The organism is Aeromonas sp. R1-2, assembly GCF_040908505.1.
GTDB lineage: Bacteria > Pseudomonadota > Gammaproteobacteria > Enterobacterales > Aeromonadaceae > Aeromonas > Aeromonas veronii.
Genome location: NZ_JBFODU010000014.1, coordinates 229,668 through 243,549, shown reverse-complemented (window position 1 = coordinate 243,549; position 13,882 = coordinate 229,668). Strand labels below are relative to the sequence as shown.

The 13,882-nt window shown below is 57.3% G+C and carries 13 protein-coding genes; 5 read left to right on the top strand and 8 right to left on the bottom strand.

Going from position 1 to position 13,882, the window contains the following annotated elements; all coding sequences use genetic code 11:
* Window positions 1-57 precede the first annotated feature (57 nt).
* The 3 genes from AB5Y76_RS05980 to nagB are packed head-to-tail and all read right to left on the bottom strand — an operon-like array spanning window position 58 to window position 3,232.
* Complete coding sequence (locus tag AB5Y76_RS05980) at window positions 58-1,272, bottom strand: ROK family protein (protein ID WP_005334312.1); 1,215 nt, start codon at window positions 1,270-1,272, stop codon at window positions 58-60.
* Window positions 1,273-1,276: 4 nt separating this feature from the next.
* The gene (gene nagA, locus AB5Y76_RS05975) at window positions 1,277-2,422 is read right to left on the bottom strand and encodes an N-acetylglucosamine-6-phosphate deacetylase (protein WP_040066105.1); all 1,146 of its coding nucleotides are present in this window, start codon (window positions 2,420-2,422) and stop codon (window positions 1,277-1,279) included.
* A gap of 9 nt (window positions 2,423-2,431) precedes the next feature.
* Window positions 2,432-3,232, bottom strand: a complete 801-nt coding sequence (gene nagB, locus AB5Y76_RS05970; RefSeq protein WP_005334308.1) for a glucosamine-6-phosphate deaminase — start codon at window positions 3,230-3,232, stop codon at window positions 2,432-2,434.
* A 273-nt stretch (window positions 3,233-3,505) separates the two neighbouring features.
* On the opposite strand from nagB, the gene nagE reads away from it, so the two are divergent.
* From nagE to glnS, 3 genes are all read left to right on the top strand, one after another.
* Window positions 3,506-4,984: an N-acetylglucosamine-specific PTS transporter subunit IIBC gene (gene nagE / locus AB5Y76_RS05965; protein WP_021231106.1), complete on the top strand. Its 1,479-nt coding sequence runs from the start codon at window positions 3,506-3,508 to the stop codon at window positions 4,982-4,984.
* Window positions 4,985-5,105: 121 nt separating this feature from the next.
* Window positions 5,106-7,769 carry a beta-N-acetylhexosaminidase gene (locus AB5Y76_RS05960; protein ID WP_042055544.1) on the top strand — a complete coding sequence of 888 codons (2,664 nt, stop codon included), beginning with the start codon at window positions 5,106-5,108 and terminating at the stop codon, window positions 7,767-7,769.
* Between the two features lie 355 nt (window positions 7,770-8,124).
* Entirely contained in the window at window positions 8,125-9,786 is a 1,662-nt protein-coding gene (gene glnS, locus AB5Y76_RS05955) for a glutamine--tRNA ligase (RefSeq protein WP_236370224.1), read from the top strand.
* A gap of 116 nt (window positions 9,787-9,902) precedes the next feature.
* Here the strand turns inward: glnS and fur are convergent, their stop codons facing one another.
* Window positions 9,903-10,331, bottom strand: coding sequence for a ferric iron uptake transcriptional regulator (gene fur / locus AB5Y76_RS05950; protein WP_005334301.1), 429 nt, complete (start codon window positions 10,329-10,331; stop codon window positions 9,903-9,905).
* 241 nt (window positions 10,332-10,572) lie between these two features.
* Here fur and AB5Y76_RS05945 point away from each other — a divergent pair, with 241 nt between their 5' ends.
* The gene (locus AB5Y76_RS05945; protein ID WP_005334300.1) at window positions 10,573-11,046 is read left to right on the top strand and encodes a DUF4442 domain-containing protein; all 474 of its coding nucleotides are present in this window, start codon (window positions 10,573-10,575) and stop codon (window positions 11,044-11,046) included.
* Window positions 11,047-11,136: 90 nt separating this feature from the next.
* On the opposite strand, the gene fldA is transcribed toward AB5Y76_RS05945, so the two are convergent.
* From fldA to AB5Y76_RS05925, 4 genes are read right to left on the bottom strand one after another with little or no spacing between them, the layout of a single operon-like run.
* A complete protein-coding gene (gene fldA / locus AB5Y76_RS05940) occupies window positions 11,137-11,661 on the bottom strand; it encodes a flavodoxin FldA (protein WP_005334298.1) in 525 nt (174 codons plus the stop codon).
* A 39-nt stretch (window positions 11,662-11,700) separates the two neighbouring features.
* A complete protein-coding gene (gene ybfE, locus AB5Y76_RS05935) occupies window positions 11,701-11,997 on the bottom strand; it encodes a LexA regulated protein (RefSeq protein WP_005334297.1) in 297 nt (98 codons plus the stop codon).
* A gap of 20 nt (window positions 11,998-12,017) precedes the next feature.
* The gene (locus AB5Y76_RS05930) at window positions 12,018-12,239 is read right to left on the bottom strand and encodes a DUF2788 domain-containing protein (protein ID WP_005334296.1); all 222 of its coding nucleotides are present in this window, start codon (window positions 12,237-12,239) and stop codon (window positions 12,018-12,020) included.
* Window positions 12,240-12,294: 55 nt separating this feature from the next.
* Window positions 12,295-13,077, bottom strand: coding sequence for an alpha/beta fold hydrolase (locus tag AB5Y76_RS05925; RefSeq protein ID WP_263717620.1), 783 nt, complete (start codon window positions 13,075-13,077; stop codon window positions 12,295-12,297).
* Between the two features lie 274 nt (window positions 13,078-13,351).
* Between AB5Y76_RS05925 and seqA the strand changes: the two genes are divergently transcribed.
* Window positions 13,352-13,861 (top strand): replication initiation negative regulator SeqA, encoded by a 510-nt coding sequence (gene seqA / locus AB5Y76_RS05920; RefSeq protein ID WP_005359410.1) that lies wholly within the window; start codon window positions 13,352-13,354, stop codon window positions 13,859-13,861.
* Window positions 13,862-13,882 lie beyond the last annotated feature (21 nt).

Sequence of the window (13,882 nt, the reverse complement as noted above, 5' to 3'; positions counted from 1 at the left end):
CACAATAGAAAACGGCAGCCAGTGGCTGCCGTTTTGTTATCTCGCAAGGTCAGTGCCTTACTTCTGCTCCATGATGATCTGCAGCAGATCCCCTTCCAGCAGGGCGCGCTTGACCAGCGCAAAGCCGCCATAGGTCGGCTGGTTCTGGAAGCGGGCTTTCACGATGGGCAGGCCACGGTGGAAGCTCGGCAGGGATTGATGCTCGACACAGCGACGGATGGCCGGGAAGAGGATCTCTTCGGCGGCGGTGATTTCGCCGGCGATCAGCACCTTTTGCGGGTTGAACAGGTTGACCGTAATAGCCACCGCCCGTCCCAGATGCTCACCCACGTTCTCGATCACGCTGCGGGCCAGTTCGTCCCCCGCCAGCGCCGCCTTGCACACCTCCTGAATGGTGATGTGCTTCTCCTGCAGCGCGCTCTGGTGACCTCGGCTGATGAGCTCCTTCACTTTGTCGATGATCGCTTCGTTGGAGGCGATGGTCTCGAGGCAGCCGAAGTTGCCGCAGTGACAGCGCTTGCCGAGCGGCTCGACCTGGATATGGCCGATCTCGCCGACGTTGCGGTTCTGACCGAGGAACACCTGACCCTTGGTTATGATCCCGGAGCCTGTCCCCTGGTGAACACTCACCAGAATGGAGTCCATGCAGTCGCGGGACTCGCCGAAGAAGTGTTCGGCCAGCGCCAGCGAGCGGGTGTCGTTGCCCACGTAGCAGGGGAGGTTGAAGTGGTTCTCAAGCAGCTTCGCCAACCCCAGATTACGGATCTGGTACTTGGGGGTGTAGATGACCATACCGGATTCCGGGTTGACCAGACCCGGCATGGTCAGCGCGATGCTGATGAGGTTGCGACAACGTTCGCGGTTGGCATCGATAAAGGCGCCAATCTCCCGCAGCAGCATGTCGACCACGGGTTGCTGGTCGATCTCGGTCACCTGAATGACGTGCTGGTCGAGCTCCTTGCCATCGAGGTCATAGAGACTCAGTTGCAGGTAGCCGCGGCCCAGCTTGGCAGAGACAAACTGAAAGCGATGTTTGATGGTGGTCAGGGAGATGGCACGCCGCCCGCCGGTTGAGGCTTGCGGAGAGGTCTCCTTGATCAGGCCATGCTCGATCAGTTGCCGGGTTATTTTGGTCACGCTGGCCGGGGCCAGCTGACTCAACTCGGCAATCTTGACCCGGGAGATGGGGCCTTGCAGGTCGATGAGCCGATACACGGCTGCACTGTTGACCTGCTTGATAAGATCTACGTTTGCTATTTGTCCGCCAGTCATGATGTCACTGTTGTGTGTAGTGTCCGTTAACCACGGTCCCACGGACCGTGAAGTCCTGATCGAAGACAGTGAGGTTGGCTACTTTACCGACCTGGATACTACCGAGACGTGAGTCCCATCCAATGGCGCGAGCGGGGTAGAGGCTGGCCATTCTCAGTGCTTCATCGAGCGGTAATCCGACCTGCTTGACCAGATTTTCCACCCCCTCAATCATGGTGAGGGAGGAACCGCCGAGTGTACCATTCTCGTCGACACACTGACCATCGCGTAAAAAGACGGTGGTGCCACAAAAATCAAATTTCTCAAAGCCTTCCGGTGCACCGGCTGCCGCGGTGGCATCGGTGACCAGCACCAGTCGCTCCCCCAGCGCCTTGTGAGCCAGACGCACGTTGGCCCAGTGCACATGGTGGCCATCGACGATGATGCCCGCATAGACATCTTTGCGATCGTAGATGGCGCCCACGACGCCCGGCTCGCGACCGTTGAGGGTCGGAGTCATGGCGTTGTAGAGGTGGGTCGCAAAGCGAATACCGTTATCGAACCCGGCCATCGCCTGATCGTAACTGGCGGCAGTGTGACCGGCCGAGACCAGAATGCCCGCTTCCACCAGACGGCGGATATGGGCCGGCTCGTTGCGCTCCGGAGCCAGGGTGATTTTGGTGATGGCATCCGCGTTGGCACAGAAGAAGTCGATCATCTCGTCTGCTGGCTGGCGAATTTGCGCGGCAGGGTGAATCCCCTTGCGCTTGAGGTTGGTGTAAGGCCCTTCCAGATGGACGCCCAGCACCTCGTTGGGGTTGGCAGCCATGTAGTCACGGGTCACCGCAACGGCCTGCTTCATGTCGGCATCCGGACTGGTGATCAGGGTCGGCAGGAAGCTGGTGGTACCGGATTTGAGGTTGGCCGCCTGCATGGTTGCCAGGGTTTCGACCGTGATGTCGGTGTTGAACATCACCCCGCCACAGCCGTTGAGCTGCACATCGATAAAACCGGCGGTCAGGTTGGCGCCTTTGAGGTCAATCTGCTCGATGCCCGCAGGCAGTTCGGCCAGGTGAGAGATGGCGACAATCTTGTCGCCCTCGATAAGCACCCCGTAGCCGGTCAGCACGCAGCTGCCGGTGTAGAGGGTGCAGTTGGTCAATGCGTACATGACGACTCCTTACAGACGGCCGATGTTGGCGGCTTCCAGTTGCTGGAAGTAGCGAACGGTCTTGACCTTGAGCTCCATGGTGGAGGGCTCGTCGCACACCATCATTCCCTTCGGATGCAGTTGCAGGGTGGAGATGGTCCACATGTGGTTGACGCTGCCTTCCACGGCGGCCTGCAGGGCCAGTGCCTTGCCGTGACCGGTGACCAGGATCATGATCTCTTCCGCATCCATCAGGGTGCCGACACCCACGGTCAGGGCCAGTTTGGGCACCTGCTCCATGTCGCCACCGAAGAAGCGGGAGTTGGCGATGCGGGTATCTTCGGTCAGGGTCTTGACCCGGGTGCGGGAGGAGAGGGAAGAAGCCGGCTCGTTGAATGCGATGTGGCCGTCGTTACCCACGCCACCCATGAACAGGTGGATCTTGCCGTAGGACTTGATCTTGTCTTCATAGCGCTTGCACTCGGCCACCAGATCCTCGGCATTGCCGTTGAGGATGTTGATGTTCTCGGGACGAATGTCGATGTGGCTGAAGAAGTTGTTGTGCATGAAGCTGTGGTAGCTCTCCGGGTGATCTTCCGGCAGGCCGACGTACTCGTCCATGTTGAAGGTGACCACGTTCTGGAAGCTCACTTCACCGGCTTTGTGCAACTCGATCAGGCGCTTGTAGGTGTTGAGCGGGGTGCCACCGGTGGGCAGGCCCAGTACGAAAGGGCGATCGCTGGTCGGCTTGAACGCGTTGATGCGGTCAACGATGTAACGAGCAGACCACAGGCCTACTTGGCTGGCAGATTTCAACGGGATCAGGCGCATATGGGATACCTCTGTGTCGGGTTGCGACCGGTTTGGCGGTGGCAATTGGCTAAGACGGATTCAAGTTGTTTTATAGCGTAAATAAAGATTGCGAACTAAGCCACATCTATCCACCACCTTTATCTTGTTTGGGTGATAACGATCACGATTATCGGTTTATTAATTTGCGCAGCGAAATAAAAGCCCTAGACTGCCAATCAAGCCTTGATGGCTTATGCGTCAAACGTGATAAGCACTTAATTTCTAGAAAAACATTAACTAAGGAGAGGAACCGTGAACATTCTCGGTTATTTGCAAAAGATCGGCCGTGCCCTGATGGTGCCGGTAGCGGTATTGCCTGCCGCCGCGATCCTGATGGGGGTTGGCTACTGGATTGACCCGAATGGTTGGGGTGGTGACAGTGCGCTGGCTGCCTTCCTGATTAAAGCGGGCGCAGCCATTATCGATAACATGTCCGTACTGTTCGCAGTCGGTGTCGCCTACGGTATGTCCAAGGATAAAGACGGTTCTGCTGCCCTGGCAGGTCTGGTCGGCTTCCTGGTCGTTACCACCCTGCTGAGCCCGGGCGCTGTGGCCCAGATCAAGAGCATCCCGGTGGAGCAGGTTCCTGCCGCGTTTGCCAAGATCAGCAACCAGTTCGTGGGTATCCTGTGTGGTGTTATCGCCGCTGAGCTGTACAACCGCTTCAGCAGCGTCGAGCTGCACAAGGCACTCTCCTTCTTCTCCGGTCGTCGTCTGGTACCGATCGTAACCTCCGTAGTGATGATCGTCGTATCTTTCATCCTGATGGCCGTATGGCCGGCAATCTACGGTGGTCTGGTCTCCTTCGGTGAGTCCATCGTGAGCCTGGGCTCTACCGGTGCCGGTATCTACGCCTTCTTCAACCGTCTGCTGATCCCGATCGGTCTGCACCACGCCCTGAACTCCGTGTTCTGGTTCAACGTGGCCGGTATCAACGACATCCCGAACTTCCTGGGTGGTCAGGCTACCATCGATGCCGCTCTGGCCGCTGGCAAGAGCCTGGAGCAGGTGAAAGGCGTGGTCGGTATGTACCAGGCTGGCTTCTTCCCCATCATGATGTTCGGTCTGCCGGGTGCCGCTCTGGCCATCTACCACTCCGCCAAGAAAGAGAACAAAGAGAAAGTTGCTTCCATCATGATCGCAGCTGCCTTTGCCTCCTTCTTCACCGGTGTAACCGAGCCGCTCGAGTTCTCCTTCATGTTCGTGGCGCCGGTACTGTATGTCATCCACGCCGTACTGACCGGTATCTCCGTGTTCATCGCTGCCTCCATGCAGTGGATGGCCGGTTTCGGTTTCAGTGCCGGTCTGGTGGATATGGTGCTCTCCAGCCGTAACCCGCTGGCGACCAACTGGTACATGCTGATCCCTCAGGGTCTGGTCTTCTTCGGCCTCTACTACACCGTGTTCCGCGTAGTGATTGCCAAGCTGAACCTGAAAACCCCGGGTCGTGAAGATGACGAAGATACTGCTCCGGCTGCCGCTCAATCTACCAACCGTACCGAGCTGGCCAAGCAATACCTGGAAGTGCTGGGTGGTCAAGAGAACCTGGTCTCCATCGATGCCTGCATCACCCGTCTGCGTCTGACTCTGAAAGACCGCAGCATCGTCGATGAGCGCAAGCTGAAAGCCCTGGGTGCGGCCGGTGTGGTAAAACTTGGTGAGCAGAACCTGCAGGTGATTCTGGGCCCATTGGCCGAAATCATCGCCGGTGAGATGAAAGCCCTGCGTTAATCGAGCGACTCGCTCACCTCAAGTCTAAGTCCATTGTTGACATAACTAAGGGCCCCGCTCAGGGGCCCCATATAAAAAAGCCAAGAAAATCCAACCTTTACTTCAAATGAGAGCAGCAGTTATGAACTTGAAACATTCTCTGTTAGCCATTGCCATGTCTACCGTTTTTGTCAGCCAGGTCCAGGCAGCCGATGCCGCCAAGCAGGCCGTGGTCGACTCCCTCGCCAACAACCTGGTGGTCAAGTATGAAGTGGTCACCAACGACGGTGCCGGTGCCGGTCTCGATTGCCAGGCGCTCGGTTCCGAGTGGGCGAGCTGTGGCGTTGCCAAGCTGCACCTGACCAATACCGGTGCGGACGTGACCTCCAAAGACTGGAGCATCTACGTCTCCTCCATCCGTCGTATCCAGCGTGTGGATAACGACCAGTTCACCATCACTCACCTGACCGGCGATCTCTATCGTTTGACGCCAACCGAGAAGTTCCAGGGCTTTGCCAAGGATGCCACGGTCGAAGTGCCGCTGGTGGTGGAATACTGGGTACTGTTCGAATCTGACATCATGCCGAACTGGTATGTCGCCAGCGAAGGTGCCGAGCCGAAAGTACTGGCCAGCATGAGCAACATCAATGATGCCAGCACCTACGAGAAGCCGATGCCGGCTGATGGCTGGAAGCGTACCAAGGATGATAAGAACATCCTGATGAACAGCGAGACCCGTTTCGCGGCCAACCAGACCAGCACCCTGCTGCCGGCTGGCAAGATTGACAACCAGATCCTGCCGACCCCGATGAAGCAGGTAGTCAAAGCTGGCCCGCAGGTTGACTTCTCTACCATCAAACTCAATGCCCTGGATCTGCCGAGCGATCGCGCCGAGGCCCTGAAGGCTCAACTGACCAAGCTGGGTGTTACCCTCTCCGACACCGGCTACCCGGTGACCATCAAGCTCGGCAGCAAGCTCAAGCAGGCTGAAGGCTATGACATGACCATCGGTCAGAAGGGCACAGTGATCCAGGGTCGCGACATCGACGGAGCATTCTGGGGTGCACAATCCCTGATCTCCCTGCTGGGTGTTGATGACAAGCTGGTGAGCCCGATGACCGTCGAGGATGCGCCGCGCTTTGAATACCGTGGCATGCAGACCGACGTGGCCCGCCACTTCCGCAGTCTGGATACCATGAAGAAGCTGGTTGACCAGATGTCTGCCATGAAGCTCAACGTGCTGCACCTTGGCCTGACCAACGATGAAGGCTGGCGTCTGGAGATCCCGGGTCTGCCGGAGCTGACCCAGGTCGGTAGCCAGCGTTGCCACGACGAGTCCGAAACCAAGTGCCTGATGCCGCAACTGGGTTCCGGCCCGACCAGCGACAACCAGGGTTCCGGTTTCTACAGCAAGTCTGACTACGTGGATCTGGTGCGTTATGCCAAGGCCCGCGGTGTGACCGTGATCCCCGAGATCAACATGCCGGCTCACGCCCGTGCTGCCGTGGTCTCCATGGAAGCGCGCTACAAGCGTCTGATGGCGGAAGGCAAAGAAGCGGAAGCCAACCAGTTCCGTCTGACTGATCCGGCTGACACCTCCAACGTCACCTCGGTCCAGTTCTACGACAAGATGTCCTTCATCAACCCTTGCCAGCCGGGTGCTGCCACCTTCGTGGCCAAGGTAATGGATGAAGTTGCCCAGATGCATCAGGCCGCCGGTCAGCCGCTGACCGCATGGCACTACGGTGGTGATGAGGCGAAGAACATCATGCAGGGCGGTGGCTATCAGGATCCGGCCGTCACCAAGAAAGAAGAGCTGGTCGCCTGGAAAGGCAACGTCGACTCCAGCAAGCAGGACAAGCCGTTTGGCAAGTCCCCGATGTGCCAGAAGATGATCGACGAAGGCAAGATCAAGGAAGTGGGCGAGCTGCCGGTTTACTTCGCCAAGGAAGTGGGCCAGATGGTCAAAGACCGCGGCTTCTCTACCCTGCAGGCGTGGGAAGATGGTCTGAAGTACGCCAGCGGTGCCAAGGACTTCGCCACCGACAACACCCGTGTCAACTTCTGGGAAACCCTCTACTGGGGTGGCTTCAACGAAGCGATGAAGTGGGCCCACAAGGGTTACCAAGTGGTGCTGTCCAACCCGGATTACCTCTACTTCGACTTCCCGAACGAAGTACACCCGGCCGAGCGTGGCTACTACTGGGCTACCCGTTTCAACGACACTCGCAAGGTGTTTGCCTTCGCCCCGGAAAACCTGCCACAGAACGCCGAGACCTCGGTTGACCGCGACGGCAACGCCTTCGTGGCCAAGGGTGACCAGGATCCTGTCAAGTTCAAGGGGATCTCCGGTCAGCAGTGGAGTGAAACTGTGCGTACCGATGCTCAGTATGAGTACATGGTCTACCCGCGTATCTTCTCCGTGGCCGAGCGTGCCTGGCACAAAGGTGGCTTCGAGCTGGATTACGTGAAGAACCGCGAGTTCTCCGGCGAGACCAAGTTCGTTAACAAGGCCACCCTCAACAAAGAGTGGAACCAGTTTGCCAACGTACTGGGTCAGCGCGTGCTGCCGAAACTGGATCAGGCCGGTGTTGAATACCGCCTCTCCGTACCGGGCGCCAAGGTAGTGAATGGTGTGTTGGAGGCGAACGTGGATCTGCCGGGTCTGCCCATCCAGTACAGCCTGGACGGTACCAACTGGAGTGCCTATGACGCCGCGGCCAAGCCGAGTGTGAATGGCAAGGTCTACCTGCGTACCACCAGCTTCGATGGCAAGCGCACCAGCCGCGTCACCGAACTGAACTGATAGCAGTCAACCGTTAACATGAGGTGGGTCGCAAGACCCGCCTTTCCCAAGGGCGATGGCGCATCGGGTTTGGGAAAGGTTGACTGTGCGTGTGAGCCTTTGTTGTGTGTAATTGTCTGTTTTGTGTTTTTCATCACTTTCAGCCCCGCCCAGTGCGGGGCTTTTTTATGCATTTGGTGTGCAATGTGCCAAGCCACGCCGTTTTTAGCGGTGCAATGGCCGGGAAATGGCCCGGAAGTGCCAAATTCAGGTTGAGACAGCGCCCGTAATAAGGGATCATACCCGGCTTGACGGCGGGGGGATGAGGGTGCCAGCCGGCACAACTTCCGCCAGTGACGCTTTTTTGAGGTGAGCCATGAGTCAGGCGAACAGCCCAACTAACTTTATTCGTCAGATCATTGATGAAGATCTGGCCAGCGGTAAGCACAGCAGCGTGCATACCCGTTTTCCGCCCGAGCCGAACGGTTATCTCCATATCGGCCACGCCAAATCCATCTGCCTGAACTTCGGCATCGCCCGCGACTATCAGGGCCAGTGCAACCTGCGTTTCGATGACACCAACCCGGTGAAGGAAGATATCGAGTACGTAGAGTCCATCAAGCAGGATGTACAGTGGCTCGGCTTCCAGTGGAACGGCGAGATCTGCTATTCCTCCGACTATTTCGACAAGCTGCACGGCTACGCCATCGAGCTGATTAAAAAGGGTCTGGCCTATGTGGACGAGCTGACGCCCGAGCAGATGCGTGAGTACCGTGGCACCCTGACTGAAGCTGGCAAGAACAGCCCGTTCCGCGATCGCAGCGTGGAAGAGAACCTGGCGCTGTTTGCCAAGATGAAGAACGGCGAGTTCGCCGAAGGCACCGCCTGCCTGCGCGCCAAGATTGACATGGCATCCCCCTTCATGGTGATGCGTGATCCGGTTATTTACCGTATCAAGTTTGCCCACCACCACCAGACCGGTGACAAGTGGTGCATCTACCCGATGTATGACTTCACCCACTGCATCTCGGACGCGCTGGAAGGGATCACCCACTCCATCTGTACCCTGGAGTTCCAGGACAACCGTCGTCTGTACGACTGGGTGCTGGACAACATCACCATCGACTGCCACCCCCGTCAGTACGAGTTCTCTCGTCTGAACCTCGAATACACCGTCATGTCCAAGCGCAAGCTGAACCTGCTGGTGACCGAGAAACACGTCGATGGTTGGGATGACCCGCGCATGCTGACCGTCTCCGGTCTGCGTCGTCGTGGTTACACCCCGGCCTCCATCCGCGAGTTCTGCAAGCGCATCGGCGTCACCAAGCAGGACAACATTGTCGAGATGAGCATGCTGGAAGCCTGCATCCGCGAAGACCTCAACGAGCATGCGCCGCGCGCCATGGCCGTGCTGCATCCGGTGAAAGTGGTCATCGAGAACCTGGCTGCCGACGAAGTGCTGACTGCCCCGGCCCACCCGAGCAATGCCGAGATGGGTACTCGCGAGCTGAACTTCACCCGCGAAATCTTCATCGATGAAGCGGACTTCAAAGAAGAGGCGAACAAGCAGTTCAAGCGTCTGGTGCTGGGCAAGGAAGTGCGTCTGCGCAATGCCTATGTGATCAAGGCCGAGCGCATCGAGAAAGATGCCGATGGCAAAGTCACCTGCATCTACTGCTCCTACGATCCCGAGACTCTGGGCAAGGATCCGGCCGATGGCCGCAAGGTGAAAGGGGTGATCCACTGGGTCAGCGCCACTCACTCCCTGCCAGCGGAAGTGCGTCTCTACGACCGTCTGTTCAAGGTGCCAAACCCGGGCGCCGAGGATGACTTCGAAGCCGCCCTGAATCCGGAATCCCTGGTGATTATCGAGGGTGCCCGTGTCGAGGCATCCCTGAAGAACGCCCAGCCGGAGCAGGCTTACCAGTTCGAGCGTGAAGGTTACTTCTGCGCCGACAACAAGCTCTCCAGCCCGGAGCATCTGGTGTTTAACCGCACCGTTGCCCTGCGCGACTCCTGGGGCAAAGTCGAAGGCTAAGCCGATGGGGCAGGGGAGACCCTGCCCTGTGCGATGCCAGCGGCCTGCGCCGGACAATAAAAAAGCCAGCATCAGCTGGCTTTTTTATTGTCCGTTATCTGCAAGTCGTGGCCGACTTATTCGTCGTGCTTGCACTCACCAGTAGCACAGTGACCGTAGAGGTAGAGGCTGTGATTGGTGAGACGGATATTGAATTTCTTGGCGATCTCGCGCTGACGCTGTTCGATCACTTCATCGGAGAACTCGATCACCTTGCCGCAGTCGAGGCAAACCAAGTGGTCGTGGTGCTCCTGAGTGGCCAGCTCGAATACCGACTTGCCACCTTCGAAGTGGTGACGGGTAACGATACCGGCATCATCAAACTGGTTGAGAACGCGATAGACGGTAGCGAGACCAATCTCTTCACCCAGGTCGATCAGTCGTTTATAGAGATCTTCGGCGCTGGTGTGCTGGCAGTCCGGCTGTTGCAGGATTTCCAGGATTTTGACCCGGGGCAAGGTGATCTTGAGCCCGGCCTTTTTTAACGCTTGGTTGTTGTCTGCCATATTCTACTTATTCGCATTCTCGAAGGTGGGGTTATTCTGATGGACTGCCGCAGGAATGGCAACCTTGAACTCGCTTGGCCTGTCATTATAGGTCGTAGCCTCCCTAAAAATAAACCCAGCAATTCAAGGGGTTTAGCCATAAATGGCCGGTTGGATTGAAATAATCAATCGTGTCGTCCGACTTGCTGGCATGGCAGATGTTGATAAGATGTAACTTTCACATTCTGGTCGGATGAGATCCATGGATTGGCTTTTTGACAATGCGGCCTGGGTGCGCCGCGCACTCAACGCCTGGCCCCCCTTCTGGGGCGCTGGTATCAAGATAGAGACCCTGAGCGATGACTTTCGCTACTGCCGGGTGACCCTGAAATCCCGCTGGTGGAACAAGAACGCCAACCGCACCCAGTTTGGCGGCAGCATGTTTGCCATGACGGACCCCATCTATCCGCTGATGCTGATGGGCTACTTCAAGAATCGCTACTACGTCTGGGACAAGGCGGGCAGCATCAACTACATCAAGCCGGGCAAGGGCAAGCTGGTGGCCGAGTTCAACCTGACCGAGGGCAAGCTGGCCGAAATCGTGGCGGCGACCGAAGGTGGCAACAAACACTTCCCCGAATTCGAGGTCACGGTACAGGACAAGAGCGGCGAGCTGGTGGCGCAGGTCAAGCGCACCCTCTATGTGCGAGCCAAACCGGAGCACAGAGGTGAATAACAAGGGAGAATAAAGGCAAGCATCGCCACTTGCAGATACAACAAGGGCCCCGTCGGGGCCCTTGTTGTCAGAGAGAAGAGGGGAAGCGGATTACTCCAGCTCGCCCAGGCACATCTCTTCGTGCAGCTGCTTGCACCAGCCCTTGACGCGCTCGGCAGTCAGCTCCGGCTGGCGATCTTCATCGATACCCAGACCGACAAAGTGCTTGTCATCGACCAGTGCCTTGGAGGCTTCGAACTCGTAGCCGGCAGTCGGCCAGTGACCGATGATGATGGCGCCTTTGGCTTCGACGATGTCACGCAGGGTGCCCATGGCGTCGAGGAAGTACTCGGAATAGTCTTCCTGATCACCGCAACCGAAGATGGCGACCAGCTTGTTGGTGAAGTCGATTTCGCCCAGATCGGGGAAGAAGTCGTCCCAGTCGGCCTGGGCTTCGCCGTAGTACCAAGTCGGGATGCCGAACATCAGCAGATCAAAGCTCTCGATGTCGGCCTTGCTGCTCTTGGCGATGTCACGGACTTCAATCAGGTTTTTGCCCAGCTCTTTCTGGATCATCTTGGCGACAGCTTCGGTGTTACCGGTATCGCTGCCAAAAAACAGACCTACACTTGCCATAGTGTTTAGTTACCCGTATTTGGTGTTAATGCTCAACGCTCAGACTGCAATGTCCACCGCAAAGGCGGACTCAATCTGTTGTTTCAGGATAGATTGGATCAGCTCGGCTCGGCTGATGTTCTGTTGTAACGCAAGTTGGTTCAGGCGCTCCAGCAACTCGGCCTCCACCTTTAACTCTACCCGCTTCAGCCCATTTTCCCGATCGCGCTTAAGCTGGTTACGCTTGTTGATCTTGAGCTGGGTCTCGCGGGGGAGTGGATTGGTCTTTGGCCTGCCGGGGCGCTTCTCATTTGCGAACAGATCCAGTGTTGTTCGATCAGTTTGCTGTTTGGCCATACATCACAGATGAAAATAAGTTAGCCGAGTCCTGAGCCTTCCCAGCCCAGTTCGATCAGCCCCTTGGCGACAAAACCCGCACAACCCAGAAACAGTACCAACCAGACGATAAAACGACCGAAACGGGGCACGTTGCCGCGCTTGAGCACGTCCTGAATGGCCAGGCCAATCAATATGAAAATGGCCACAAAGAATAACTTGAGGCCCAAACTTTCGATCAGGTCGATATGTTCACTTAGCATGGATTGCGCACACTCCTTATGACGGGCGCACTATATCACAAAGGATTTGAAACTGTTAACCGCCTGTCGACAGGAAATCCACAACCAATTTGTTGAACAGAGCCGGTTTTTCCGCATGCAGCCAGTGGCCGGTACCCGCGATGACTCGCACCTTTGCCGCCGGGAATTGGGCCAGTGCAGTCTCGCTGTATTGGGGCTGCATATAGTCAGAATTCCCGCCTTTGATAAAGAGCACTGGCCCCTCGAAGCGATGCTCATCCTCTGGCCAGCCCATGATGTTGGCGTAGTTTTGCTCAAGGGCGGGCACATTGAAGCGCCAACCCCAGCCATATTCACCTTTGGCGAAGGATTTGAGCAGGAACTGGCGTACCCCGGCGATGTCGATATGCTGCGCCAGCATGGCTTCCGCTTCACTGCGGCTTTGCGGCGGCGTGCGCAGTGTGGCGTTGAGTCCGGCGAACACATTCTGGTGGCGGGAGTGGGGATAGGCGACCGGCGCCATGTCGGCCACCACCAGTTTGGTCACCCGCTCTGGCGCCAGCTTGGCAACCTGCATCGCCACCTTGCCACCCATCGAGTGGCCAATCAGGGTCGCTTCGGCAATCTCCAGCCGCTCCATCAGGGCCAGGATATCGGCTGCCTGGGCCGGATAGCTCATCTCGCTGCTATGAAAGGAGGCGCCGTGGTTGCGCAGATCGACGCTGATCACCCGATAGTGCTCGCAGAGGGCACGGGCCAGCAGGCCGAGGTTGTCGAGGCTGCCAAACAGGCCGTGGATCAGAATGACCGCCGGGCCCTGACCCTGCTCCTTGAAGTTCAATATGCTGTTTTGTTGCAAAATGACACCTTGTCGGTCGTGGGTGCGTATCGCTGTTTTATTTAACGCACTGGAAAGAAAAGGATTTTGTCCAATGGATTGGGATTTTATGTGGTTTTTTTTCTAAAAAATCCCGTCCGGATCGGCTATCAGTGCGGCTGATCACACACTTGGCCCGCTATTATGCCGTATTCTCGATGAGATTCATGTACATCTGCCAGCCCCTTGCTTGGGCTGTCGGGTTTGCCTATGTATAATCGCCGCATCCGAATTTCGACGAGTCCAGCGCATCCCTATGAAAACCATCGAGCTTGATGACGATCTCTACTTCTATATCGCCAGCCAGACCCGGCACATTGGTGAGAGTGCCTCCGATATCCTGCGCCGTCTGCTGGAACAGCCTGCTCACCAACGTGTGCCGGTTGCCGAGCCCGTTGCCGTCGCGCAGCCCAGTACGGTAGCCACCCGGCAAGGGCTGCAAGCCCTGCTCGATTCAGGTGAGCTGCAAAAGGAAGAGAAGTCCATCAACCGCTTTATGCTGGTGCTGAGTACCCTCTACCGGGATAACCCGGAAGGCTTTACCCAGGCCACCGAAATCAAGGGGCGCAAGCGCGTCTATTTCTCGCAGGATCCCGAGGCTCTGCGTGCCAGCGGTAGCACCACCAAGCCCAAGCCGGTACCGGAGACCCCGTTCTGGGTGATCACCAACACCAACACCAGCCGCAAGCAGAATATGGTGGCCCAGCTGATGGCCAGCATGGGCTATGGCGAAGAGGTGATCGCGCAGGTGTGTGGCGCCATTTAACGATTCTTCAAGACTCAGGCC

Coding starts and splice junctions, on each gene's coding strand:
- AB5Y76_RS05980 (WP_005334312.1), bottom strand. CDS start 1,272: ATGACTGGCGGACAAATAGCAAACGTAGATCTTATCAAGCAGGTCAAC.
- seqA (WP_005359410.1), top strand. CDS start 13,352: ATGAAAACCATCGAGCTTGATGACGATCTCTACTTCTATATCGCCAGC.
- AB5Y76_RS05930 (WP_005334296.1), bottom strand. CDS start 12,239: ATGCTAAGTGAACATATCGACCTGATCGAAAGTTTGGGCCTCAAGTTA.
- nagB (WP_005334308.1), bottom strand. CDS start 3,232: ATGCGCCTGATCCCGTTGAAATCTGCCAGCCAAGTAGGCCTGTGGTCT.
- fldA (WP_005334298.1), bottom strand. CDS start 11,661: ATGGCAAGTGTAGGTCTGTTTTTTGGCAGCGATACCGGTAACACCGAA.
- AB5Y76_RS05945 (WP_005334300.1), top strand. CDS start 10,573: ATGGATTGGCTTTTTGACAATGCGGCCTGGGTGCGCCGCGCACTCAAC.
- ybfE (WP_005334297.1), bottom strand. CDS start 11,997: ATGGCCAAACAGCAAACTGATCGAACAACACTGGATCTGTTCGCAAAT.
- nagA (WP_040066105.1), bottom strand. CDS start 2,422: ATGTACGCATTGACCAACTGCACCCTCTACACCGGCAGCTGCGTGCTG.
- glnS (WP_236370224.1), top strand. CDS start 8,125: ATGAGTCAGGCGAACAGCCCAACTAACTTTATTCGTCAGATCATTGAT.
- AB5Y76_RS05960 (WP_042055544.1), top strand. CDS start 5,106: ATGAACTTGAAACATTCTCTGTTAGCCATTGCCATGTCTACCGTTTTT.
- fur (WP_005334301.1), bottom strand. CDS start 10,331: ATGGCAGACAACAACCAAGCGTTAAAAAAGGCCGGGCTCAAGATCACC.